23 protein-coding genes are annotated in these 24,139 nt (G+C 71.0%); 12 read left to right on the top strand and 11 right to left on the bottom strand.

Translation table 11 applies throughout. The annotated features are described in order from the left end of the window. The 4 genes from ACQ5BE_RS15275 to ACQ5BE_RS15260 form a co-directional block, all read left to right on the top strand. The coding region (locus ACQ5BE_RS15275) for an aldehyde dehydrogenase family protein (RefSeq protein ID WP_430297859.1) at positions 1 to 641 on the top strand (641 nt) is incomplete at its 5' end. Between the two features lie 94 nt (positions 642 to 735). After that, positions 736 to 1,665 (top strand): sugar phosphate isomerase/epimerase family protein, encoded by a 930-nt coding sequence (locus ACQ5BE_RS15270; protein WP_430297858.1) that lies wholly within the window; start codon positions 736 to 738, stop codon positions 1,663 to 1,665. Between the two features lie 41 nt (positions 1,666 to 1,706). Beyond that, positions 1,707 to 2,747, top strand: coding sequence for a Gfo/Idh/MocA family protein (locus ACQ5BE_RS15265; protein WP_430297857.1), 1,041 nt, complete (start codon positions 1,707 to 1,709; stop codon positions 2,745 to 2,747). Continuing rightward, positions 2,744 to 3,619 (top strand): sugar phosphate isomerase/epimerase family protein, encoded by an 876-nt coding sequence (locus ACQ5BE_RS15260; RefSeq protein WP_430297856.1) that lies wholly within the window; start codon positions 2,744 to 2,746, stop codon positions 3,617 to 3,619. The genes ACQ5BE_RS15265 and ACQ5BE_RS15260 overlap by 4 nt, the downstream gene beginning before the upstream one ends. Positions 3,620 to 3,954: 335 nt before the next feature. On the opposite strand, the gene iolB is transcribed toward ACQ5BE_RS15260, so the two are convergent. The 3 genes from iolB to ACQ5BE_RS15245 form a co-directional block, all read right to left on the bottom strand. Further along, the gene (gene iolB / locus ACQ5BE_RS15255; protein WP_430297855.1) at positions 3,955 to 4,860 is read right to left on the bottom strand and encodes a 5-deoxy-glucuronate isomerase; all 906 of its coding nucleotides are present in this window, start codon (positions 4,858 to 4,860) and stop codon (positions 3,955 to 3,957) included. A gap of 36 nt (positions 4,861 to 4,896) precedes the next feature. Beyond that, on the bottom strand, positions 4,897 to 5,637 hold the full coding sequence (locus ACQ5BE_RS15250; RefSeq protein WP_430297854.1) for a GntR family transcriptional regulator: 741 nt from the start codon (positions 5,635 to 5,637) through the stop codon (positions 4,897 to 4,899). 586 nt (positions 5,638 to 6,223) lie between these two features. Beyond that, positions 6,224 to 7,237 carry a LacI family DNA-binding transcriptional regulator gene (locus ACQ5BE_RS15245; protein ID WP_430297853.1) on the bottom strand — a complete coding sequence of 338 codons (1,014 nt, stop codon included), beginning with the start codon at positions 7,235 to 7,237 and terminating at the stop codon, positions 6,224 to 6,226. A gap of 155 nt (positions 7,238 to 7,392) precedes the next feature. Between ACQ5BE_RS15245 and ACQ5BE_RS15240 the strand changes: the two genes are divergently transcribed. The 4 genes from ACQ5BE_RS15240 to solA all read left to right on the top strand — a co-directional run bounded on the left by ACQ5BE_RS15240 (position 7,393) and on the right by solA (position 11,590). Further along, entirely contained in the window at positions 7,393 to 8,619 is a 1,227-nt protein-coding gene (locus tag ACQ5BE_RS15240; RefSeq protein ID WP_430297852.1) for a Gfo/Idh/MocA family oxidoreductase, read from the top strand. Positions 8,620 to 8,641: 22 nt separating this feature from the next. Continuing rightward, positions 8,642 to 9,661, top strand: coding sequence for a sugar phosphate isomerase/epimerase family protein (locus tag ACQ5BE_RS15235; RefSeq protein WP_430297851.1), 1,020 nt, complete (start codon positions 8,642 to 8,644; stop codon positions 9,659 to 9,661). Between the two features lie 151 nt (positions 9,662 to 9,812). Beyond that, entirely contained in the window at positions 9,813 to 10,394 is a 582-nt protein-coding gene (locus ACQ5BE_RS15230) for an HhH-GPD-type base excision DNA repair protein (protein ID WP_430297850.1), read from the top strand. A 20-nt stretch (positions 10,395 to 10,414) separates the two neighbouring features. Beyond that, positions 10,415 to 11,590: an N-methyl-L-tryptophan oxidase gene (gene solA / locus ACQ5BE_RS15225; RefSeq protein WP_430297849.1), complete on the top strand. Its 1,176-nt coding sequence runs from the start codon at positions 10,415 to 10,417 to the stop codon at positions 11,588 to 11,590. Between the two features lie 36 nt (positions 11,591 to 11,626). Here the strand turns inward: solA and ACQ5BE_RS15220 are convergent, their stop codons facing one another. Beyond that, positions 11,627 to 12,676: a LacI family DNA-binding transcriptional regulator gene (locus ACQ5BE_RS15220; protein WP_430297848.1), complete on the bottom strand. Its 1,050-nt coding sequence runs from the start codon at positions 12,674 to 12,676 to the stop codon at positions 11,627 to 11,629. 103 nt (positions 12,677 to 12,779) lie between these two features. On the opposite strand from ACQ5BE_RS15220, the gene ACQ5BE_RS15215 reads away from it, so the two are divergent. Next, complete coding sequence (locus tag ACQ5BE_RS15215; RefSeq protein WP_430297847.1) at positions 12,780 to 13,817, top strand: Gfo/Idh/MocA family protein; 1,038 nt, start codon at positions 12,780 to 12,782, stop codon at positions 13,815 to 13,817. 181 nt (positions 13,818 to 13,998) lie between these two features. Next, positions 13,999 to 15,123 (top strand): LOG family protein, encoded by a 1,125-nt coding sequence (locus ACQ5BE_RS15210; protein ID WP_430297846.1) that lies wholly within the window; start codon positions 13,999 to 14,001, stop codon positions 15,121 to 15,123. A gap of 113 nt (positions 15,124 to 15,236) precedes the next feature. Here ACQ5BE_RS15210 and ACQ5BE_RS15205 read toward each other — a convergent pair whose 3' ends face one another. Then, positions 15,237 to 16,592, bottom strand: coding sequence for an MFS transporter (locus ACQ5BE_RS15205; protein WP_430297845.1), 1,356 nt, complete (start codon positions 16,590 to 16,592; stop codon positions 15,237 to 15,239). Between the two features lie 40 nt (positions 16,593 to 16,632). Further along, complete coding sequence (locus ACQ5BE_RS15200; protein WP_430297844.1) at positions 16,633 to 17,658, bottom strand: MBL fold metallo-hydrolase; 1,026 nt, start codon at positions 17,656 to 17,658, stop codon at positions 16,633 to 16,635. Positions 17,659 to 17,761: 103 nt separating this feature from the next. Between ACQ5BE_RS15200 and ACQ5BE_RS15195 the strand changes: the two genes are divergently transcribed. Beyond that, entirely contained in the window at positions 17,762 to 18,661 is a 900-nt protein-coding gene (locus tag ACQ5BE_RS15195; protein ID WP_430297843.1) for a LysR family transcriptional regulator, read from the top strand. A 36-nt stretch (positions 18,662 to 18,697) separates the two neighbouring features. Here ACQ5BE_RS15195 and ACQ5BE_RS15190 read toward each other — a convergent pair whose 3' ends face one another. From ACQ5BE_RS15190 to ACQ5BE_RS15175, 4 genes are all read right to left on the bottom strand, one after another. After that, a complete protein-coding gene (locus tag ACQ5BE_RS15190) occupies positions 18,698 to 19,555 on the bottom strand; it encodes an amino acid ABC transporter permease (protein ID WP_430297842.1) in 858 nt (285 codons plus the stop codon). Continuing rightward, positions 19,552 to 20,199 carry an amino acid ABC transporter permease gene (locus tag ACQ5BE_RS15185; RefSeq protein ID WP_430297840.1) on the bottom strand — a complete coding sequence of 216 codons (648 nt, stop codon included), beginning with the start codon at positions 20,197 to 20,199 and terminating at the stop codon, positions 19,552 to 19,554. Before ACQ5BE_RS15185 ends, ACQ5BE_RS15190 begins: the two co-directional genes overlap by 4 nt. A gap of 3 nt (positions 20,200 to 20,202) precedes the next feature. Further along, positions 20,203 to 21,180 (bottom strand): glutamate ABC transporter substrate-binding protein, encoded by a 978-nt coding sequence (locus ACQ5BE_RS15180; protein WP_430297838.1) that lies wholly within the window; start codon positions 21,178 to 21,180, stop codon positions 20,203 to 20,205. A gap of 188 nt (positions 21,181 to 21,368) precedes the next feature. Continuing rightward, complete coding sequence (locus ACQ5BE_RS15175) at positions 21,369 to 22,487, bottom strand: VIT1/CCC1 transporter family protein (RefSeq protein ID WP_430297837.1); 1,119 nt, start codon at positions 22,485 to 22,487, stop codon at positions 21,369 to 21,371. A 237-nt stretch (positions 22,488 to 22,724) separates the two neighbouring features. Between ACQ5BE_RS15175 and ACQ5BE_RS15170 the strand changes: the two genes are divergently transcribed. After that, complete coding sequence (locus ACQ5BE_RS15170) at positions 22,725 to 23,300, top strand: cupin domain-containing protein (RefSeq protein WP_344299305.1); 576 nt, start codon at positions 22,725 to 22,727, stop codon at positions 23,298 to 23,300. Between the two features lie 54 nt (positions 23,301 to 23,354). Here ACQ5BE_RS15170 and ACQ5BE_RS15165 read toward each other — a convergent pair whose 3' ends face one another. Next, positions 23,355 to 23,957: a class I SAM-dependent methyltransferase gene (locus ACQ5BE_RS15165; RefSeq protein ID WP_430297836.1), complete on the bottom strand. Its 603-nt coding sequence runs from the start codon at positions 23,955 to 23,957 to the stop codon at positions 23,355 to 23,357. Positions 23,958 to 24,139: the final 182 nt, after the last annotated feature.

Raw genomic sequence — 24,139 nt, 5'->3', positions numbered from 1 at the left:
GCGTCGCCGTGGCCGTCGGGGAGGCCGCCGACCCGCTGGTGGGGAAGGTCAAGGACCGGGCCGAGGCCGTCAAGGTCGCCGAGGGCACCGACCCGGGCGCGGAGATGGGCCCGATCATCACCGCCGCCTCCAGGGACCGGATGAAGGGCATCGTCACCGCCGCGGCCGAGGCCGGGGCGGACCTGGTCGTGGACGGGCGGGAGTTCACCGTGGCCGGGAAGGAGGGCGGGAACTGGTTCGGGCCCACCGTCATCGACAACGTGGCCATCGACACCGAGGCGTACACGGAGGAGATCTTCGGCCCGGTCCTGTCCGTGGTGCGGGTCCAGACGGTGGAGGAGGCGATCGAGCTGATCAACTCCAACCCCTACGGCAACGGCACCGCGATCTTCACCTCCTCCGGGTCCAACGCCCGCAGGTTCCACCGCGGGGTGCACGTGGGCATGATCGGGGTCAACGTCCCGATCCCGGTCCCGGTCGCGTACCACTCCTTCGGCGGGTGGAAGAACTCCCTCTTCGGGGACAAGCACATCTACGGCGAGGAAGGCGTGGCCTTCTACACCCGCGCCAAGGTCATCACCCAGCGCTGGCCCGAACCCGCCCACGCCTCCGGCGCCTCCTACAACTTCCCCTCCAACTAGCCACGCTGGTTCAGCGGAGCCCAGCGGAGTCGGAACCCGTAAGTGGTTCCGACTCCGCTCAACCACCGGCTCGGCCCGACCACGAAGGAGCACCATGACTGACACCGAGAACAAGATCCTCATCGGGACGGCCCCCGACTCGTGGGGCGTCTGGTTCGCCGACGACCCGAAGCAGACCCCGTGGGAGCGCTTCCTCGACGAGGTGGCCGAGGCCGGCTACAAGTGGATCGAGCTGGGCCCCTACGGCTACCTGCCGACGGACCCGTCCCGGCTCGCCGACGAGCTCAAGGCCCGCGACCTGCAGGTCTCCGCAGGGACCGTGTTCACCGCGTTCCACCGGGGCGGGCGGCCGGGGGACGAGGCCTTCGAGGAGGCCTGGGAGCCGGCCCGGCGCGTGGCCGAGCTGACGGCGGCCATGGGCGGCGAGCACATCGTCGTCATCCCCGCCATGTGGCGCGACGACGTCACCGGCGAGGCGGTCGAGAACCAGGTCCTGTCCTCCGAGCAGTGGGACTCGCTGTTCAACGGCCACAACGAGCTGGGCCGCCGCCTGCACGAGCAGTTCGGCCTGGCGCAGCAGTTCCACTCCCACGCCGACTCGCATGTGCTCACGCAGGAGGACATCGAGACCCTCCTGAAGAACACCGACCCCGCGCTCCTGAACCTCTGCCTCGACACTGGGCACGCGGAGTACGGCGGCGCGTCCAGCGTGGACCTGATCCGCAGGTATCCCGAGCGCATCGGCTACCTGCACCTCAAGCAGGTGGACCCTGGCGTGATGGAGCGGGTCCGGGCCGAGAACCTCACGTTCGCGGCCGCCAACGCGGCCGGCGTGATGACCGAGCCGCCCGGGGGCCTGCCGGATCTGCGCGAGGTCCTCGAGGAGGTCGAGAAGCTCGACCGCCCGATCTTCGGCATCGTCGAGCAGGACATGTACCCGGTCGCGTTCGACGTCCCGCTCCCGATCGCCAAGCGCACCCGCAACTACCTCCTCTCCTGCGGGTCCCGCACCCGCGTCTCCTGACCTGCCGGTCCACGGACACAGACCAAGAAAGGCACATTCCCATGGCTGAGAACCTGCGCGTCGCCGTCATCGGCGCCGGCCGTATGGGCGCTGACCACATCCAGCGCCTCCACACGCGCATCCACGGCGCCGACGTCGCCGCCGTCGTCGACATCGACCTCGACCGGGCCAAGGCCGCGATCGCGGACATCCCGGGCGCCCAGGCGTTCGCGACCCCGGCGGAGGCCTATGCGTCCGGCACGGTGGACGCCGTCCTCATCGCCACGCCCGGCTTCCTGCACGAGCAGGCCCTCCTCGAGGCCCTCGAGCTGGACATCCCGATCCTGTGCGAGAAGCCGCTCACCCCGGACGCCGCCTCGGCGTGGAAGATCGTCGAGGCCGAGCAGCGGCTGGGCCGCCAGCGCATCCAGGTCGGCTTCATGCGCCGCTTCGACGCCGAGTACGCGCAGCTGGGCGGCCTTATCCGCGGCGGCGACCTCGGCGAGCTGCTCATGCTGCACTGCAGGCACCGCAACCCCGACACCCCGGGAGGCTTCACCAACGAGATGCTCATCAATGACTCCGTGGTGCACGAGTTCGACGTGATCCGCTACCTCACGGGCGAGGAGATCACCTCCGTCCAGGTGCGCCTCGGCAAGGCCTCCTCGAAGGCGCCGGCAGGCCAGCACGACCCGCAGCACGTCCTCATCGAGACGGAGTCCGGCGTCCTCGCCGACGTCGAGATCTTCGTCAACGCCCAGTTCGGCTACGAGGTCGCCACCCAGGCCGCGTTCGAGGACGGGATCGTGGACATCGGCAACGACGGCGGCGCCTACATCCGCCGGGCCGGCCGTTGGGGCGGCGAGGTCACGCCCAGCTTCATCGAGCGCTTCGGCGCAGCCTACGACGTCGAGGTCCAGGCCTGGGTCGATGCGGCGCTGCGTGGCGGGATCGGCGGCCCCTCGGCCTGGGACGGCTACGCCACCGCTGCCTGCTGCGAGGCGGGTGTCGAGGCGCAGAAGAGCGGCGAGAAGGTCGCCGTCGTGCTCAACGAGAAGCCGGAGCTGTACCGTGCCGGCGCAGCTGCGGAGGCGGCGAAGTGAAGTTCGCGCTCGATCCCACCCCGTTCCACTCCACGCATTCGCTGCTCGAGTTCCCCGCCCTCGCCGCGGAGCTGGGCTACAAGTACCTCCAGATGACCCCGCACCGGGACTTCATCCCGTTCTTCACGCACCCCAAGGCCGACGACGAGCTCGTCCGGCAGTTCCGCAAGGCGTGCGCCGACGCGGAGGTCGAGGTCGCCTCGGTCCTGCCCGTGCTGCGCTGGTCCGGCCCGGACGAGACGATGCGCGAGGCCGCGGTGCGGTACTGGAAGCGTGCCGTCCAGATCACCGTGGACCTGGGATGCAGCCAGATGAACACGGAATTCTCGGGGCGCCCCGAGAAGCCCGAGGAGTCTGAGGCCTGCTTCTACAAGTCCATGGAGGAGCTCGTCCCCGTCTTCGAGCGCGAGGGCGTCCACGTGGCGATCGATCCGCACCCCGACGACTTCGTCGAGGAGGGCCTCGCAGCCCTGCGCGTGATCCGCGGCATCAACTCGCCCAGCATCGGGATGGTCTACGTCGCCTCGCACACCTTCCACATGAAGGACGAACCGCTTCAGATCATGCGGGCGGCCGGGGAGCGCCTCCGCGTGGTCCACGTTTCCGACACGATGAATCACCATGCCTCCCACGGACTGCGGTACATCACCAATCCGCCCGGCAACGACGTGCGCGTGCACCAGCACCTCAAGATCGGCGACGGCGACGTCAACTGGGACGAGTTCTTCGGCGGCCTGGGCGAGATCGGTTTCCTCGACCGCGACGACACCGTCATGGTCTCAAGCGTCTTCGCCGAGAACGAGACCGCCGACGAGGTGTCCCGCTTCCAGCTGCGCACCATGCAGGACCGGGTCGCGAACGCCTCCCGCTGACGCAGCTTCCGGACGCCCCGATGGGGGGATGACCGGATCCCGAAGGGCCCGGGCCCGGTGACCCGCTCACCGCGCCTGGGCCCTTCGCCGTCCCCCGCCGCCGAGGTCACCCCGTGTGCGCCCGAGGTCACCCCGTGTGCGCCCGAGGTCACCCCGTGTGGGGGCGAGGTCATCCCGTGTGGGGGCGAGGTCACCCCGCGCGCGCACGACGGCGCGGCCGCCCCGCCGGGGCCGGCCACCCGCCGTCGTACCTGAGAAGCGTGTGGAGCGAAAGAGCTGTACCCGAAACGCCGTGGGGCGGGAAGAGCTGTACCCGAAACAGGGTGGGCGGTGGGTCAGGCGGTGAAGGGGAGGCGGGCGTCGACCTGCTGGGCGTCCCAGGTGGAGCGGATCCAGCCGTGGTGCGGGTCGTCGCTGATGAGCCACTCGCGGACCCGGCCCGGGCCGGCCATCACGTTGAGGTAGTAGAGGTCGTAGCCGGGGGCCGCCATCGCCGGGCCGTGCCAGCCGTAGGGGACCAGCACGACGTCGCCCGTGCGCACCTCTGCGTTGACATCGATCGGCCGCTCGTCGGAGGCGTACACGCGCGCGTAGCCCACCGGATCCTGGCCCGCGGCAGCCTCGGAACCCGTGGGCGAGCCCGGGGCCAGACGTGTCTCGAAGTAGTAGATCTCCTCGAGGAACGTCTCCCCGTCCTTCTCCTCATCGTGCTTGTGCGGGGGGTACGAGGACCAGTTGCCGGCCGGCGTGATGACCTCGCACACGATGAAGCGGTCGGCCTCGAGCGCGGCGGGCGTGCCGAAGTTGTGCACCTGGCGCGAGCAGTTCCCCGCGCCACGCAGCTCGACCGGGGTCTCCTCGGCGCGCACGAGCCGGGTCGGGTACTCCGCCTTCGCGGGGGCGAGCGCGACGGCGACGCGGCCGCCCTGGGCGCTCGAGATCTCCACCGACCTCCCGATCCCGGTGTAGAGCACGTCGCTCGGCCCGGCGAAGACCGAGGCGCGGCCGCGCAGGGAGTGGACGACGCCGTCGACCGTCACCTCGAATGCGCCGGCGAGAGGCACGACGATCCGCTCCTCGCCAGCGGCCTCGAGGGAGACCGAGGCGCCGGGCGCGAGCTCGGCGACCTTGAGGCCCGTGTGCTCCCAGCCGTCCACGGCCGTGGAGCTGTCGTGGGCGCCGAGGGAGACCTGCCAGTCGCCGTCCTTGGCCGTCCCGAGGGGGTAGACCCACTCTGCCATGTGATTCCTTTCGTCAGGTGCTGCTCGGGCGCTGCCTCAGCGCTGGACCAGCGTCATCTCGAAGCTGTACGAGTCCGCCCGGTAGACGTGCCGGCCGGTCTCGACGTTGCGCCCGGTGTCGTCCACGGCGGTGCGCTCCATCGTCACGAGCGCCGAGCCGGGCGCGGTCTCGAGGAGCTCGGCCTGGTACTCGTCGGCGACGGTGGCGCCGATGCGCTGGTTCGCGAGGCGGAAGTTCACCCCCGCGTCGCGCAGGATCTGGTACATGCCGCTCTGGCGCAGGCCTTCCTCGGTGAGCTCGGCGACGTCGTCGCGCACCCAGTTCTCCATGAGGGCCAACGGCTTCTCGCCGACCGAGCGCAGGCGTGTGAAGTGGTAGACGCCGACGTCGGGCGGCAGCTGCAGCGTCTGCGCGATGTCCCGCTCGGCGGGGCCATGACGGAACGCGAGGACCTTCGTGGTGGGCTGCTTGCCGCCGCGGGAGAGGTCGTCGAAGAGGCTCGAGAGCTCGAGGTGCCGGCGCACCTGGCTCGCGACGACCTGGGTGCCCACGCCGCGCTTGCGCACGAGCAGGCCGGCGCGGACCAGCTCGTCCATCGCCTTGCGCATGGTCGGGCGCGAGAGGTTGAGCTGCGCCGCCAGCTCGATTTCGTTCTCGAGCCTCGAGCCGGGCTCAAGGGTGCCGCTGCGGATCATCGCCTCGATGCCCTGGACCACCTGGTGGTACAGGGGAATGGGGGACGAGCGGTCGATCGGGATGTTGAGGCTGGCTGCCATGACCCCTCCTTGGGTCGAGGTGACGGGTCCTGTGTCCCCGAACCGCTTTGTTTATTTGATAGGACAAATTTTCAATGCTCATCTTAGCAGCGGCAACCCCATTCCTCCGGGAATTTCGGCGGGAGGGTGGTCTGCCCGCACTTGTCTCTAGGAGGTGACAAACCATCATCTCCGCTTCGGCGCGCTCCAAAAATTAGTGCATATGTATGGACAAACTGTTGACAGGGGTGATGGACGTCGTCGAAATCGACGCAAGAGCTCCAGGGGGAAACCGAGGTGGCGGAGCGGCCGCTCGAGGCAAGCATCCTGGCGCTGCGCGTCGCGGACGAGCTGCGGCGACAGGTGGGAATCGTCTACCCGGGGGAGTGAGGCGCGCATATCGACATCACTCGGCGCCGGAAGGGGCTCCGCAGGGTCGGATTGGGCTCTGAATGGTGTCGATATGCGCGGCGCCGGGCGCGGCAGATGTCAGGAACTGCGCAAGCCACGGCCAGAAGCGACCACTGGGGGCGTCTTCCGCGAGATGTGCAGTTTCGGGCGCCGCTCAGACGATGACCCTCAGGAGATGACCCTCAGGAGAGGACCCTCAGACGGAAGCCGCAGGGGCCGTCGAGGCGCGGACCACGAGCTCGGGCGCCAGGAGCTCGCGGTGCGGGGGAGCGTCAGGGTGGTCCAGCCGGGAGAGCAGGGTCCGGGCGGCGGCGGCGCCGACCTCTCGTGAGTGTCCGTCGACGCTCGTGAGCTGGAGGTACCGGTAGGCGGCGAGAGGCGAGTCGTCGTGACCGACAAGCGACACCTCGGCCGGCACGGACAGGCCGCGTTCGCGAAGCGCCGCCAGCGCCCCAACGGCCATGACGTCGTTGCCTGCGACGATCGCCGTCACGCCCGCGGTCCCGTCGAGCAGGTCGCACGCCGCGGCATAGCCGTCCTCCTCGGAGGTCCCGCCGTCCTCGCCTGTCACGGCGGGCGCGAGGCCAGCCGCCGCCATCGCGGCCTCGTATCCCCGTCGCCGATGCGCGCCGGGCCCGCTGCGGCCGGTCAGGTGGCCGATGCGGCGGTGCCCCAAACCGATGAGGTGCTCAGTCGCGAGGCGCGCGCCCACCTCGTCGTCGCCGGCCACGACATCGGCGTCCTGCGCGCCGCCCAGTTCGCGGGTGCCGGCGACGACGATCGGCACGCCCACGCCGTCGAGCGCGCCGGGCGCGGGCTCGGCGGCGACGACGAGCGCGTCGACGTGCTGGGCGAGGAAGCCGTCCACGGGATTGCGGCCCGAAGCCGCGTCGAGCTGGAGATCGGCGACGCTCGCGGTGTACCCGGCCGGGTCGAGGACCGAGCGCAGCCCCGCGAGGAGCTCGACGAACCAAGGGTTGTGGAAGTCGTCGATGAGGACCCCGACCGTGCGCGTGCGCTGGCTGGCGAGGGCTGCGGCGGCACGCGACGGACGGTAGCCCAGCTCTTCGATGGCGGCCTCGACGGCCTCCCGCCGCGCCTCGCTCACGTGGGGGGAACCGCGCAGCACGAGCGAGACGAGCGACTTCGACACGCCGGCCCGCTGCGCGACGTCGTAGATCGTCGGACGGGGGCTCGCATCGGCTGGCACGGGTCCATCATGGCACCCGCCGCCGGGCACGCACCGGGAAACGCCCCGCCACTCTCTCTATTGACAGGACAAACTCACCGCCTCTACTCTGTTTTGGAGCGCTCCAAAAGCACATTTTGCCTCCGGCGACGCCGGACCCCTCGAAGGAGAGAGACATGAGCAAGCCCCTCGGCGTCGCCGTCATCGGCGCAGGCATGGCCGGCAAGGCCCACGCCGCCGCGTACCGCACCGCGAGCACCCTCTACCGCCCCACCCTGCCGGAGATCCGCCTCGTCTCCATCGGCGACGTCAACGCCGAGTTCGGCCAGGCCGCCGCGACCCGCTTCGGCTACGCCCGCCACGACCCGAGCTGGCAGGCCATCGCCGAGGCGGACGACATCGACGTCGTCTCGGTCGTCATCGCCAACTCGCTGCACCGCGAGGTCGTCGAGGGCCTCCTCGCCGCCGGCAAGCACGTCCTCTGCGAGAAGCCGCTCTCCGACTCGCTCGGGGACGCCCGCGCGATGGCCGACGCCGCCCGCGCCGCCGAGGAGCGCGGCGTCCTGGGCCGCATCGGCTTCACGTTCCGCCGCACGCCGGGCATCGCCGCGATCCGCCAGCTCATTCAGGACGGCACGCTCGGCCGCCCGCTGCACTTCTCGGGCCGCTACTGGACCGACTACGGCTGCAGCCCCGAGGCCCCGATGAGCTGGCGCTACAAGGGCGGCCCCGGCTCGGGAGCGCTCGCGGACGTCGGCAGCCACCTCGCCTACGTGGGCGAGTTCCTCTGCAGCGACATCCAGTCCGTCTCCGGCGGCCAGCTCTCCACGGCGATCGCCCAGCGCCCGCTGCCCCTCGGCGCCGTCATGGGCCACGACCACGCGGCCGTCTCAGACCGCTTCGAGCCGGTGGAGAACGACGACGTCGCCTCCTTCTCGGCCGAGTTCGCCTCGTGCATCGGCTCGCTCTCGGTCTCCCGCGTCGCCGCAGGGCACGCGAACTCGCTCATGTTCGAGGTGTTCTGCGAGAACGGCGCGGCCGTGTTCGACCAGCGCCGCCCGGCCGAGATCGGCCTGTTCCTCCACGAGGGCCCCTACGCCCAGAACGGCTACCGCCAGGTCATCCTCGGCCCCGACCACCCGTACATCGCCGGCGGGCTCGCCATGGACGCCCCGAGCGTGGGCTTCGGCCAGAACGACGCCTTCGGCTACCAGGCGCGTGCGTTCCTCGAGGAGGTCGCCGGCCTGTCCGAGGCCGAGTCCCTCCCGCGCTGCGCGTCCTTCGACGAGGGCGTGCGGAACATGGAGATCCTCGACGCCGTCGCCGCCTCCGCCGCGGATGCCGGCCGCCGCGTCGAGGTGGGATCCGCCCCCAAGCCGACCGCCGCCGCCGTCGTGCGCTGACCCCCTGAAAGGAACCGACACCATGAAGCTCGGCGTCTACAATGCGGTCCTGCACGACCGTTCCCTGCCCGAGGCCCTCAAGGTCATCGCCGACCTCGGCCTGACCGGGATCGAGATCAACACCGGCGGCTTCCTGCCCGCCGTCCACGTCCCCACCTTCGACGAGATCCTCGTCAGCGACGCCGCCCGCGACGACTACCTCGGCCTCTTCGAGGGCACCGGTGTGGCCATTGCGGGCCTGAACTGCAACGGCAACCCGCTGCACCCGAAGCCCGAGATCGGCCAGAAGCACGCGGAGGACATCCGCCGCTCCATCCGCCTCGCGGAACGGCTCGGCCAGACCCGGGTGGTGACCATGTCCGGCCTGCCCGGCGGCGAGCCCGGCGCCACCGTGACGAACTGGGTGGTCAACGCCTGGAACTCGGCCGCCCTGGACGTGCTGGACTACCAGTGGGGGATCGCTGCGGAGTTCTGGCGCGAGACCGACCGGTTCGCCGCGGACCACGGCGTCAAGGTGGCCCTCGAGCTCCACCCGCAGAACATCGTGTTCAACACGGCGGACGTGTACCGGCTCGTCGAGCTGACCGGTGCGACCCACGTGGGTGTCGAGCTGGACGCGTCGCACCTGTTCTGGCAGCAGATGGACCCGGTCGCGGTGGTCCGCGAGCTCGGCCCGCTCGTGTTCCACGCGGCCGCCAAGGACGTGCGCGTCAACCCCGAGAACGCGCGCCTCTACGGCGTCCTCGACAACCGCTTCCGCCGGCTCTCCCCGGACGAGCCCCGCACCAACCTCGGCGGCGACGAGTGGGCGAACGAGTGGCCCAAGGACTCGGCGTGGGACTTCGTGGCGCTCGGCCGCGGGCACGACGCCGCCTACTGGGCCGAGTTCCTGGCCGCCCTGCGCGACGTGGACCCGGAGATGATGGTCAACATCGAGCACGAGGACGTCTCGCTCGGCCGGATCGAGGGACTCGAGGTCGCCGCCGGCGTCCTGCTCGAGGCCGCCCGGATGATCGGCGAGGGCACCCCGGCGCGGGCCTGACCCCCACCCCCAACCCATCGACTGCTCCGCAAGTGTCGTTATGAGCCCTGAAACCGACACTTGCGGAGCAGTCGATGGGGTCTAGCGCACGACGGCGCGGGGCGGGTTCGGCCGGTCGACCCGAGCGGCGGCCGGTGGGAGACTGGGCCGCATGACCCTGCGCATCACCGGCGACGCCGACGCCGACCGCCTGCTCACCGACGATCCGCTCGCCCTGCTCATCGGGATGCTCCTGGACCAGCAGGTCCCGATGGAGACGGCCTTCGCCGGACCGCTCAAGATCGCCCAGCGCGCCGGGACCCTCGATCCTGAGGCGCTCGCGCACATGAACCCCGACCAATTCGCGGAGCTCTTCAAGGAGACTCCGGCCGTGCACCGCTTCCCCGGCTCGATGGCGGCCCGCGTGCAGGCGCTGTGCGGGGCGGTCGAGCAGGAATGGGGCGGGGATGCCAAGGCGATCTGGACCGAGGGCGACCCTGACGGTGCCGAGGTCCTCAAGCGGCTCAAGAAGCTGCCCGGCTTCGGGGAGCAGAAGGCGAAGATCTTCCTCGCCCTGCTCGGCAAGCAGTACGGGTACTCCGGCGCGGGCTGGCGCGAGGCGTCCGGTGCCTACGGGGAGGAGGACTCGTACCGCAGCGTCGCCGACATCGTCTCGCCGGAGTCCCTCGCGAAGGTCCGCGAGTACAAGCGCGCGCAGAAGGCAGCGGCCAAGGCGAAGGCGCAGACCTCCTAGGCCGTTCCGGAGGAGAGGGAATGCAGAACGGGTACAGCCACATCGTCATCGGAGCCGGCGCGATCGGATCCGCTGCCGCCTACTGGCTCTCTCGCAGGCCCGGCACGCGCGTGCTCGTGGTGGAGCAGTTCGGCCTCGTCAACACGCTCAACTCCTCCGGCGACGTCTCGCGGATCATCCGCCACGCCTACCACAGCAGCGACTACACCAAGCTCACGCCGGCGATGTTCGAGGCGTGGGCCGAGGTCGAGGAGCGCTCGGGGATGACCCTCTACGTGAAGACGGGCGGCCTGGACCTCGCGACCTCGGCCGAGTCAAGCCTCGCCGAGCTCGACGCCTACCGTGCCTCCCTCGCCGCCGAAGGCATCCCGTACGAGGACCTCACGGCGGCGGAGATCCGCGCGCGCTACCCGCAGTGGCGCATCGACGACGACGTCACCGGCATGTACCAGGACGCAGGGGGACTGGTCGACATTCGCGCCACCGTCGCGGCCCACACCTCGCTTGCGCTCGCCGCCGGGGTGCAGTTCCTCCCCGACACCCGCGTCACGGGGTTGGACGTCCGGCCAGACAGCGTCACCGTCAGGACCGACGGCGGCGAGTTCCACGCCGAGAACCTGGTCGTCGCGGCCGCGTCCTGGCTCCCCGAGCTCATGCCGGACCTCGGGCTCGACTACCCGCTCACGCTCTCACAGGAGCAGGTCACCTACTTCACCTCGCCGAACCTCGGCGACTTCGCCCCCGAGAAGTTCCCCATCTGGATCTTCCACGGCGACGAGACCTTCTACGGCTTCCCGGTGTACGGAGAGCCGGGCGTCAAGCTCGCCCGGGACATGCGCGGGCGGTTCATCACCAGCAGCGAGCGGGTCTTCGAGGGCGACGACGATGAGGCCGCCATCCTGCGCAGCTTCCTCGAGCGGCACCTGCCCGCCGCGGTCGGCCCGGTCTGGGCCAACAAGACGTGCGTGTACGACATGGCCCCGGACCGCGACTTCGTCCTCGACACGCTCCCCGGCAGCCCCCACGTCGCGGTCTTCAACGGCGCCGGGCACGCGGGCAAGTTCGCGAGCCTCATCGGGAAGATCCTCGCCGAGCTCACGGTCGACGGCGCGGCCTCCCTCCCGATCGGGCCCTTCTCGCTGACCCGGCCGGCCCTGACCGACCCCGGCTTCGTGCCCGCGTTCCGGCTCACCTGATGCACCGCCGAGGGCGCGGACCGCTGCGGGGCCGGGTCAGCGCACGACGCCGGTCGGCGGGGCGGGCGGCGGCGCCGTGCTCGAGCGCGCCTTGAGCTCCGGGGTCAGGAGGACGACGGCGGGAGGTTCCGTCCCGCCGTCGTCCGCGCCACGCGGGCCCGAGTCCTGCGCGCCGGCGATGCGTTGGGCGAGCAGGTCAGCCGCGACGCGCCCGGCCTCGCGGCTCGCGTTGTCCACGCTCGTGAGGCCGACGGCGCGCAGCCTCGACGCGGGCGTGTCGTCGTAGCCCGCAAGGGAGACGTCCCCGGGGACGCCCAGGCCCAGCTCCTCGGCGGCGGAGAGCGCACCGAAGGCGGCCATGTCGTTCACGGCGAAGAGCGCCGTGGGCCGCGGATCCTGCCGGAGCGCCTCGAGGGCTGCCCGGCGCCCGGCCTCCTCCGTCAGCCCGCCCGGGACGGTGGATGCCTCGATCCCGGCGTGCCGGGCCTCGTCCTCGAACCCTGCGCGGCGCGCTTCGCCCACCGGCGTGCCGGGGGCGGAGAGGTGCGCGATGCGGCGGTGGCCGAGGGCCGCGAGGTGGCGGATCACGCGGCGGGCGCCCTCGGCGTCGTCGTTCGTCACCACGGCCGCGCCCGGGACCTGGGCTACCGGGGAGCCGACCTGGACCACGGGGATCCCGGCGAGCGAGGGGAGGGCGGTCTCGGCGCCGTCGAGCGTCCCCACCAGCACGAGGCCCTCCACGCGCAGTTCGAGGAAGCGCTCGGCGACGGCCGCGCCCTCGAGCCGCCAGTCCCCGAGCAGCGGGCTCAGTCCCGCGGCGTGAAGGCCGTCGGAGAGGCCCTCGACGGCGGGCACGAACCACGGGTTGCGCAGGTCGTCGAGGATGAGGCCCACGGTGCCGCTGCGGGCTGAGCCCATCGCGCGGGCGGCGGCGTTCGGCCGGTAGCCGAGCTCCGCGGCCGCCTCGAGGACGGCGCGGCGCTTCGCCTCGCTCACGTAGCCCGTCCCGCGCAAGGCGAGGGATGCGGCCGACTTCGAGACGCCCGCGCGTGCGGCGACGTCGAGGATCGTGACGGACTTCGCCACCCCGACCTCCTTTCATGTCAGGACAAAGCTTGACCGCGCGTGCGGCCTCAGAGATACTCTAAGGGAAATGTTGGAACGTTCCCACAACACGATGGAGTGCCTCATGAAGACTGTCACCCTCGGGCTCGTCGGCGTCGGCCGGATCGGCGTCATGCATGCCCGGAACATCGCGGCAATCGCACCGCAGCTCGCCGCGCGCGGCGTCGAGCTGCGCCTCGCGCTCACCGACGTGGCCGAGGAGCACGCCCGCGGCGTTGCCGCCGAGGTCGGCGCGGAGTTCGTCCTCGGGGGCGCGGCCGGGCTCATCGCCCATGGCGTCGACGCGCTCGTCGTCGCGACCGGCACCCAGACCCACCCCGAGCTCATCCGCGCCGGCGTCGACGCCGGCCTGCCCGTGTTCTGCGAGAAGCCGGTCGCGGGCTCCGTCGCAGAGTCCCGGCCCGTGCTCGAGTACATCGCCGAGAAGGGCGGCACGGTCCAGATCGGCCACCAGCGCCGCTTCGACGCCGGCTACCTCGAGGCCAAGCGCCGCTTCGACGCGGGAGAGATCGGCTGGATCCACTCGCTGCGCGCGATGACCGGGGACATGGTCCCGCCGTCGGTGGAGTTCATCGCCACCTCGGGCGGGCTCTTCCGCGACTGCTCCGTGCACGACTTCGACATCCTGCGCTGGCTCACCGGCCGCGAGATCACCGAGGTCTACGCGAAGGGCTCCAACAACGGCGACCCGGCGATCGGCGAGGTCGGCGACGTCGACACGGCGCTCGCGGTCGTCACGTTCGACGACGGCACGGTCGGCACCGTCTCCGCGACCCGCTACAACGGTACTGGCCACGACGTGCGGCTCGAGATCCAGGGCTCGAAGTCCTCGGTCATGGTCGGGCTCGACGACAAGACCGCGCTGCGATCCACCGAGGCCGGGGTCGCGTTCCCCGCGGGCGAGACGCACAAGACCTTCGCCGAGCGGTTCGACGCCGCGTACCGCGCCGAGCTTGTGGCGTTCGTCGAGCTCGTGCTCGGCGAGCGGGAGAATCCCTGCACCCCGGAGGACGCGGTGGCAGCGTCCTGCGTGGCCCACGCAGCCCAGGAGTCCCTCGAGACCGGCGCCCCCGTCCAAGTGGGGGTCCCCGCCCGCGCCTGACCCGTTTCGGGTACGCCAAATTCGCGCCCCGCCCGTTTCAGGTACGCCAAATTCGCGCCCCGCCCGTTTCGGGTACGCGAGTTTCGCACCAGAGCGCCTTCCCGCCACGCCGTCGCGTACCCGAAAGGCCGCTTGGGCGCGATCATCTGTACCCGAAACGGTGTCCCGCTACGCTGGCCCCATGGACCCCGCCCCAGCGCTCAACCCGATGCCGCGCACTCTGGAGGTCGAGTCGCTCGAGCAGTTCGACGCGCTCGTCGAGGCGGGGGCCACCGAGATGACCGGCTGGCATGTCCAGTCCGTCGACCTCACGGAGCGTTCCGGCGTGCTGAAGGCGCTCAACCCGGCGGCGGCGATGTTCCTCGGCTGCGCCCTGCAGCCCGGCATGGAGCAGTCGCTGCGGGCCAGGGGCGCGCTGGTCTTCCCGATACTCCCCGGTGTGCCGTTCAACCCCTACCGTCCGACCCTCTACACCGGTCCCGAGCTCTACGAGGGGGTCCTCGCCCGGCCCTACGAGGAGACCCCGGACGCCCGGATCTACGCCTGGACCAAGCGACAGGGCCGCGCCGGCGTCGAGTCCGCCCTGTCCGCGGCCCTCCACGACCACCACATCGGCGACGCCCTCCTCGACACGCTCGAGGAGCTCGGCGCGGGGAGGCGCGTGGTCGGCGTCATGGGCGCCCACGCGGCGGCGCGGGGGAGCCACACGTACGACGACGCCGCGCGGCTCGGGCGCGCGATCGCCGCGGCGGGGCATGTGGTCGCCACGGGCGGCGGTCCCGGGGCGATGGAGGCGGCAAACCTCGGGGCGTACCTCGCGGCCCTGCCCGACCGCGAGTTCGCCGCGGCGCTCCGGGAGATCGCCGTCGTCCCCTCGTTCCGCCCGTCCGTGAGCGCGTGGGCGCGGGCGGCGCTCGCGGTGCTCGGGCGCTTCCCGGGCGGGACGGCGAGCCTCGGCATCCCGACCTGGTTCTACGGGCACGAGCCGCCGAACATGTTCGCCACCCACATCGCGAAGTACTTCGCGAACTCGGTGCGCGAGGCGGTGCTGCTCGAGAAGTGCACCGGGGGCGTCGTGTTCCTCCCCGGCGCGGCCGGCACCGTCCAGGAGGTGTTCCAGGACGCGTGCGAGAACTACTACGGCACTCCCGAGACGATCACGCCCATGGTCCTCCTCGGGGTGCGCCACTGGACCGAGGAGCTGCCCGCGTGGCCCCTGCTGGCGCGCCTCGCCGAGGGGCGGGGCATGGCTGGGCGCGTGCATCTCGTCGACTCGGTCGAGGAGGCGGTCGCGGTCCTCGGCTGACCCCGCAACGCACGGGACGGGACCCCGCAACGCACGGGACGGGACCCCGCAACCAGTGCGGTTGAAGGGTCCTGTCCCTGTCGTTGCGGGGTCCTGTCCCGCTGCTCGGGGTATCAGTCGAGGTCCCGCCGGGTCCCCTCCGGGGTGGCGCGGACCGCGACGAACGCGACGAGCAGGATGCCGATCCAGAATGCCGCGACGGGCCACAGCGCGCCCCCGGCGGCGAGGGTCAGGCCGGTGATGATCATCGGGGTGAAGCCGGCGCCCAGCATCGACGCAGTGTGGTAAGCGAGCGATGCTCCCGTGTAGCGGTGCCGGGTCGGGAACTGCTCCGCGACGTACGCCGCGATCGGGCCGTAGAGGATGCCCTGCACGAGGCCGTTGCCGATGAAGATCGCGAGCCCGAAGCCCCAGAGCGTGCCGTTGGTCATGAGCAGGACCGTCGGGTACGCCGCGACGATGCCGAGCAGGGCGCCGAAGGCGAGCACGCGGCGTCGTCCGAACCGGTCGGAGAGGCGCGCCGAGACGAAGCACATCACGAGGGTCAGGACCGCCGCGCCCGCCTTGATGTTGAGCACGCCGTTCTTGTCGGCACCGGACTCGACGGCGACCGAGACGCCCCACACCGTGGTCATGGCCTGGCAGACGTAGAAGGCGGTGGTCGCGGCCAGGCCGAGCAGGACGGCGCGCTTCGAGTGGCGCAGGACGTCGACGATCGGCACCCGGCGCTTCTCGCTCGCGGCCTCGAGCCGCTGGAAGGCCGGGGTCTCGGAGACCTTGAGGCGGATCACGAGGCCGACGGCGATCAGGACCGCCGAGAGCAGGAACGGCACCCGCCAGCCCCACGCCAGGAACTGGCTGCCCGAGATCGCGGCGAAGAACGAGAGCGCCAGCGTGCCGAGGATCGCCCCGGCGGGGCCGCCGGCGTTGGCGAAGGAGGCTGCGAAGCCGCGGTGCTTCTGCGGAGCGTGCTCGATCGCCATGAGCGCGGCGCCGCCCCATTCGCCGCCCACCGCGACGCCCTGGACGAGGCGCAGCAGCACGAGCGCAATGGGGGCGACCATTCCGACCTGGGCCGTCGGGGGGAGCAGGCCGATGGCGATCGTGCCGGCGCCCATGATCACCATGGACAGCACGAGCATCTTCTTCCGGCCCACGAGGTCGCCGAAATGGCCGAAGATGAGCCCGCCGAGGGGCCGGGCCACGTATCCGACGGCGAGGGTCACGAACGAGGCGAACAGTGCGAAGCCGGGGCCGAGGTTCGCGAAGAACACCTTGTCGAACACGAGCGAGGCCGCGGTCGCGTAGAGCATGAAGTCGTAGTACTCGATGGCGCTGCCGGCGAAGGACGAGGCCAGGATGCGGCGCATGTCCTTCGTGTTGAGCGTCTCGGTCGACCGGGTCTGCTGCCGACGGGTGGTCTCGGTTGCCATGGTGCTCTCGGTGGTGGCGGTGCTTTCAGTGGTCACGGTGGTCCTCTTCCAATGATGGACTCAGGTGGGTCGGCCGTCAGCGCTGGCGGCCGAAGGGGATGACGTCGAGGTCGTTGGGCAGCACGAAGCTCCCGGTGAAGTGCTCGGCGGCCTCGGCCCAGACGGCCTGCGGCGCGTGGCCGGGCACCAGATGGTGCAGGGCGAGCGCGGCTGCACCCGCGGCGTCGGCGGCCTTGGCTGCCTCGCGGACGCTCGTGTGCGACTTGTAGTGGTGGTCGCGCGCGGCGCGGGAGGCTTCGTCGGTCTTGTCCCCGTAGAGGGACTCGACCCAGTCGAAGTCGATGGCCTCGTGCAGGAGCAGGTCGGTGCCCTGCGCGAGGGTGATGAGGTTGGGGGTGTAGCAGGTGTCGCCGGAGATCGTCACCGAGCCCTCGGCGGTGTCGAAGCGGAACGCGAACGCCGGCGCGACGGGAGGGTGCTCGACCAGGATCGCCGTGACAGTGACGAGCTCGTCCCGGTAGACCTCGAACGGGTCCATCTCGGGGGTCTGGTTGTCGTTCGGGTGGTAGCCGATCCCGGCCGGGATCTCGATGTCCTCGGCGCTGAACACGTCCAGCGGGCTCGGCTTGAGCGAGTCGAGGATGCGGTCGTTGAGGTCCGTGGCGTGAGCGGCCATGAGGGTCTCGAACATCTCCCGGGTGCCCGGCGTCGGGCTCTGCGGCGCGAGGGGCTCGGGACGCACGACGGCGCGCGGGGACACCGGGGGCAGTGCGCCGCGGTTGCCGGGGCCGAGGATGCGCACCGGGTCCTTCCCGGCCCGGTCCTGCAGGGCGTAGAGGCCGAAGATGCCGAGGCCCGCGAGGTCGTAGACGTGGTCGGAGTGCAGGTGCGTGATGAACAGGGCCCGGAGGTCCTTCAGGTCAAGGCCCGCCTGTGCGATGCGGCGGCCCGCTCCCTGGCCCACGTCCACGAGGTAGAAGGACTCGCCGACCACGACGGCGGTCGCGATCCCGGTGCGCTCGCCCGAGTCGGCGGCGGCCCACCACCGGGGGCCGCCGGCGGTGCCGAGGGTGACGATGTGCGGGGCGAGTGGGGCTGCCATGGGGATTCCTGTTCTTCCGGTCCTGCGGATCTGGGATCCAGTGTGTCCTCGGCCACTCCATTTGTATAATCAATCATTCCGAGCCAAGACATAAGGAGCCTTGATGTCAGACTTCACGCTGCGGCAGCTCGAGTACTTCGTCGCAGTCCTCGACACGGGCTCCGTCACCGAGGCAGCGCAGGCCTGCCGGATCTCGCAGGCCGCCGCGTCCATGGCCATCGCGCAGCTCGAACGGTCGCTCGGCGTCGACCTCCTGGTCCGGGCGCGCTCCAAGAAGGTGGTTCCGACGGCCGCCGGCGTCGAGCTCGGGGCGCGGGCCCGCCGGATCCTCTCCGAGGCGGCCGACATCCCGGACGCGATCAGGACGGGCTTCGAGGAGCTCCGCGGGCGGGTCCGGCTCGGGTGCATGATCGCGATTGGGCCGAGGCTCGTGCCCCGCCTCCTCGCCGAGGTCGGAGAGCGCTGGCCGGAGATCAGCGTCGAGTTCCGCGAGGGCGCGGCCGAGGAGCTCCAACGCGCCGTCGCAGACGGTGAGCTCGACGCGGCGTTCGTCTACTCGCTCCAGGCGATCGGCGGCGTCGACCTCGTGGCGGTGGCGGAGTCCCGTCCGCAGATCATGCTCCACGAGTCCCACCCGCTCGCCGGCCGGGAGTCGCTCGCGTTCGCTGACCTCGCCGACGAGGACGCGGTCCTGTTCGACGTTCCTCCCAGCGCGGAGCGGGTCCTGGCCATGTTCCGCTCCGCCGGGGTCGAGCCGCGGGTCCGGTGGAGGAGCGTCGTCGCCGAGAACATCCGGGGCATCGTCGCCCGGGGCCTGGCCTACTCGGTGGTGAACGTCTGGGAGGGGATGGGGGAGCTGTTCGCTTCGTCGGGCGTGGTCATGGTGCCGGTTTCTGACCCGACGCCGCACAATGCCGTGGTGGCGGCCGTCCCGCCGGGGCTGAGCAGGCCCCGTCGGGTCGACGCCGTCATCGCCGCCGCGCGCGGGATCGCGAGCGCCTGAGCGGGACGGGCCCAGAGCCGGCCGCCCCGACGCCCTTCAGCCGATCGGCGCCCCCGCGGGCTCCTGCTCGGCCACGGCCCGGGCCGGCCGCGCGGTCCGGCCCGAGATCCGTCGTTCCAGGTACCGGGCGAAGTGCGAGATGAGGATGTTGGTGACGATGTAGACGGCGGCGATGACGAGGAAGGTCTGGATGAGGTGGCTCGTGTACGCCGTGAGGTTGTTGGCCGTCTTCATCAGCTCCGGGTAGCTGACCGCGTAGCCGAGGGTCGTGTCCTTCAGGAGCACGACGAGCTGCGCGACCATCGAGGGCACAACGATGCGCACGGCCTGCGGCAGGACCACGTACCGGGTGGCCTGAGAGGGCTGGAGCCCGATGCTGAGGGCTGCCTCGACCTGCCCGGCGGGAAGGGCGAGGATGCCGGCCCGGAAGATCTCCGCCATCACCGCCGAGCTGCACAGTGTGATGGGAATGACGAGCTTCCAGAAGATGTCCGGGTTGATCCCGTAGGACGGCAGTCCGCTCACGAAGACGTAGACGACGAGCAGGAGCGGGACCGAACGGAAGAACTCGACGTAGGCGATCGCCGGCAGCCGCAGCCAGGCGCGGCGCGAGGTGCGCCCCAACGCCATGAGCAGCGCCGTGGGGATGGCGAAGACCGCGGAGGCCCCGGCCGCGAGGGCGGTGTTGCCCAGGCCCGCCAGCAGGAACTGGAGGTAGGGCCACTGCGTGAACTCCGCCCAGCGGTCGGCGGCGAGCTGTCCTGCCTGGCCGAAGCGCAGGACGATCAGGATGGCGACGGCCGCGATCGCCAGGAGGCTGAGGGCCGTCACCGCCCGGATCGTGCGCCGCGCCCGCGGTCCTGCCGCGTCGAAGATGTGCTCCTGAGTGCTCACCGCTGGACCCTCCACCGCTTCTCGAGCCGCGCGCCGAGGCCACCGGCGAGGAGCGAGATGATGACGTAGGCGAAGGCGACGACGACGTACGCCGCGAGCCCCAGAGCCGCCTGGTTGTTGATCTCGGACACCTGGAGCGTGAGGTCCTTGACGCCGATGACCCCCGCGAGCGAGGAGCTCAGGAGGATCCCGATGAAGACGTTCACGAGCGGCTGGACCACGCTCCGGTAGGCCTGCGGGAACAGGACGTGCCGGAGCACCCCCGAGAAGTCCAGCCCGATCGAGCGGGCCGCCTCGATCTGCCCGACCGAGACCGCGTTGATGCCCGTGCGGATGGCCTCGCACGTGAACGCCCCGCCCAGCAGCGTCATGGACAGGGCGGCGCACGTGAAGAGGTCGAACGTCACCCCGATGTCAGGCAGCCCGAACGTCACGACGACCAGGAGGCTGATCAGCGGGATGTTGACGAACAGCTCGACGTAGACCCTGCCCACGGCGCGGAGCGGCACGATCGGGCTGATCCGGAAGGCAGCCGCGACCGTGCCGACCACGAGCGAGCCCAGAAAGCTGACCGCCGTGAGCCTGAGGGTCATCCAGAGGCCGTCGAGCAGCTCCGGCAGGTAGGTGCTGAACAGCTCCTCCATGGGTCAGGAGGCGATGGCGGGCGGCGCGGGCGGCTCCGTCTTGACCACCTGGCCGACGGTCGCCTTCCAGAGGGCGGCCCATGATCCGTCGCCCTCCATGACCTTCAGCCAGGCGTTGACGAAGGCGAGCGCATCGCTGCCCTTGTGCAGTCCGATCCCGTACGGATCCGACGAGCCGAACGGCTCCCCGACGATCTTGACGTCCTTGTTCTTCGCGACGTTCGACAGCAGGATCGACTGGTCGATCACGTACGCGTCGACACGGCCCTGCTGCACCGCCGCGAGGCACTTCGGGTTGTCGTCGAAGGTCTGCACGTTCGCCTTGGGCGCGTACTTCTGCAGGAGCGCGACGCCGGTGCTCGCCGCCTGGGTCGCGACGTTCTTGCCTGCGAGGTCGTCGACGGAGTTGATGTCGTTGTTGGTGGACTTGACCAGGATCGCCGACTTCGACTCGTAGTACGGCCCCGCGAAGTCGACCTTCTGCTGGCGGGCGGGGGTGATCGAGTAGGTCGCCACGATCAGGTCGACGGACTGGTTCTGCAGGAGCGTCTCCCGGGTGTCGACCGTGACCTGGCTGAGGTTCTCCTTCGGCTGCCCGGTGATGTACTTCGCCAGGAGCTGGGAGATGCCCGCGTCGAAGCCCGCGACCTTCCCCGTGGTCGGGTCCCTGAGCGAGAAGAGCGACGACGTGTCGGTGCCGCCGCGGTTGATCATCCCGCGGTCCTTGATGGCCTTGGCCCAGGAGTTGCCGTCCACGAGCGAGGCATCCGCGACCGCCCCCTTCGAGAGGACGGCATCGAAGGCCGCGAGGTCGATCGCCGAGCCGGAGGCGGACGCCCCCGCGCTCGCGGATCCCGACGACGCCGGAAGCGTGGGGGAGCTGGAACAGGCGGCCAGTGCTCCGGCACTCACCGCGCCGAGGCCAATTCCCAGAAGCCCCCTTCTGCTGAGGCTGCGCCGAGCATTCTCGATCTGGTCCATGGCAGTTCCTCCCGTTTCCCCTGATTCCTCAGTACGGGCGCCTGATCGTGGCTCTCGGGCCCCACCAGGTGCCGCAGGGTCAGTCTAGGCACGCGGTGCGCCAGTCCTGCAGACCCCGCGCGGGAGCGGCTGCGCGCCGTCCGGTGGCAGGAGCCGCGGGACGCGCCGTGATGCCGGCCTCCGCCCTGCTAGCCGACCGTGGCCCCGAAGACCCAGCCGAGGACATACGTCACCGCGGCCGCGCCGAAGCCGATGCCCAGCTGGCGCAGGGCCCGCGTGAGCGGCGAGGCGCCGGCGAGCAGGCCGACCACTGCCCCGGTGGCGAGGAGCGCGAGGCCCACGAGGACTGCGGCCAGGACCAGCGCCGGAACCCCGATCATGCCGAAGAGGAACGGGATGATCGGCACAATCGCGCCCGAGGCGAAGAAGCAGAAGCTCGAGAGCGCGGCGCCCCACGCGGAGCCGATGGCCTCGTGCTCGTCCTCGGCCTCCTCCTTCTCCGGGTGGAGCGACAGGCTCGGGTCGCAGTCGCACGCGAAGTGGCCGAGCCGCTCGGCCGCGCGGTGCTCGGCGGCCTGCTGGCTCATGCCGCGCGCCTTGTAGACGAGCACGAGCTCGTTCTGGGTGAGGTCCAGGTCCGGGGCGGCGGTCAGGGTGATCTGGGTGGGGCGCGACGCCGAGAGCAGCTCGCGCTGCGAGCGGACGGAGATGAACTCCCCGGCGCCCATGGACAGCGCGCCGGCAAGCAGCCCTGCGACGCCCGAGAGCAGCACGACATGGCTCGCGACGCCCGAGGCGGCCATGCCTGCCACGAGGGACAGGTTGCTCACGAGGCCGTCGTTGGCCCCGAACACGGCCGCGCGGAACGTCCCGGAGAGGCGGGTGCGGCCGCGGATCGCGAGGCCTCGTACGACCTCCTCGTGGATGCGCTCGTCCGCCGCCATGGCGGGGGTCGCGAACGGGTCATCCGCGTACGGGGAACGGCTCTCGGCCCGCTGGGCGAGCGCGAGGACGAAGACGCTGCCGAAGTGCCGGGCGAGGAACCCGAGGAGCTGGCTGCGCAGCGAGGGCGCCACGGGACGGCCGGCCTTCTCGCCCAGCAGGGTCCTCCAGTGGGCCTCATGGCGTCCCTCGGCCTCGGCCAGGCCGAGCAGGATGTCGCGCTCCTCGCCCTCGCGGCGCGAGGCGAGCGCCCGGTAGATCGCGGCCTCGGCCCGCTCGTCGGCGAGGTACTGGCGCCAGCGCCGGACGTCGGACGAGGAGGGGTCCGGGCGGGGTCCTGGCGCGGTGGGGGAGGTTTTCTGCATGGCGTCTCCTGGGCTTCACGGGCGAACTGCGGGCGCCTTTGCCTCCAGCACTGTAGTCCTTTTGGCCGCCGATTTTCGGCCGGTATACCGTTGCTCCTGAGTTAGGCGGGCCGCAATCCCGCGCTCCCCGGGCATGGGTGCCTAGAAGGCAACGGCTGTTGTCCTCTAGGCTTGCGGGACCGAGCACATCGTCCTGGCAGAACGCCAGCCTGCCTCCAGCGCCTTGGGGAGAACCAGATGAAAGCCCTGCCCGTCGAGCCGAGCAACGCCCCCGTCGCCATCGGTTCCCGCATCCGCGCCGCGCGGCAGTCCCAGCGGATGACCATCGAGCAGGTGGCAGACGCGACCGGGCTGACGAAGGGGTTCCTCTCACGGGTGGAGCGGGACCTCACCTCCCCCTCGGTCGCCTCGCTCGTGACGCTGTGCCAGGTCCTCTCCCTCTCGATCGGCGATCTCTTCGCCACGCCCGAGACCCACCTCACCCGTGCCGCCGAGGCCCCGCGGATCTCCCTCGGCGGCGAGGGGATCGTGGAGAAGCTCCTCACCGCGAGGTCGGAGCGGCGGGTGCAGGTGCTGCAGGCGGACATCGAGCCGCGCGGCACCGGGGAGTCGGAGCTCTATGCCGTGGACTGCGACGTGGACGTGCTCCACGTGGTCCGCGGCCAGATCGAGCTCGTGATGACCAACGAGCGGTACGCCCTCAGTGCCGGGGACACGCTCACCTTCCCCGGCCGCGAACCGCACACCTGGGTCAACCCCACGGACAGGCCCGCGACCGTCCTCTGGATCCTCGTCCCGGCAGCCTCGCGCTGACCCGGCCCTTGCCCAGCGCAAGCCCCATCCGGCCGGGAAGGCCGGCGGCCCGCGTCACCGCCGCGTCATGAGGTACGCAGCCCACCCGTGCGGCCAGCCCTTCAGCCCGGACTCGCCCGCGATGCGCTCGATCGAGAAGTCCCGTCCGAAGCGCTCCTCGACCTCACCCGGGCGCAGCGCCATGTCGCCGAAGGGCAGCGCTGCCACGGCCGCCCTCTCCCACAGCGACGGAACCCACTCGAAGCACCACAGCAGGAACAGCCCTCCAGCGCGGAGCAGCGGCACGACCGCGCGCACGTACGCGTCCCGGTCGCGTCCATGCAGGTCGTCGAACGAGCCGTAGTCCACGAGGACATCGAAGGGACCGGACACGCGGCGCATGGTGGTGAGGTCGTCTTCGATGAATCGCACGACGACGCCCGCCGCCTCCGCCTTCGACCTCGCCTTCGCAAGGGCTGCCGGGGCGAAGTCGACGCCGGTCGCCTCGAAGCCGTGCCGCGCGAGGAACACGGAGTTGTCCCCTTCGCCGCAGCCCAGGTCGAGGGACCGGCCCGGCGGGATGCGGCCCGACTCGACCAGCCGAACGAGCTCCGCCCGGGCCGGGCCCACCCAGTGCGGAGTGCCGCGGCGGTACCAGAGGTTGTAGAAGGCCCTCATGGCTCAGTCCTCCTTCGAAGCCCCCGTCATTTCAACGAAAAGCCGTTCAGTACGGAAGGTCAAGCGGTCAGCGCGAGGTGGGCCGGCGCCGTCGTGCGTAACCGCCAGGGCCCCACGCCGCATCTCGCGTACTCGAGGCGGCTGAGGGGGTTGTGATGTGTACCCGAGACGGCCGCGGGCCG

Origin of the sequence: Sinomonas sp. B1-1 (assembly GCF_050474465.1) — a bacterium.
Taxonomy (GTDB): domain Bacteria; phylum Actinomycetota; class Actinomycetes; order Actinomycetales; family Micrococcaceae; genus Sinomonas; species Sinomonas flava.
The sequence above is the reverse complement of the archived record's forward strand: the minus strand, read 5'-3'. Positions and strand labels throughout refer to the sequence as shown.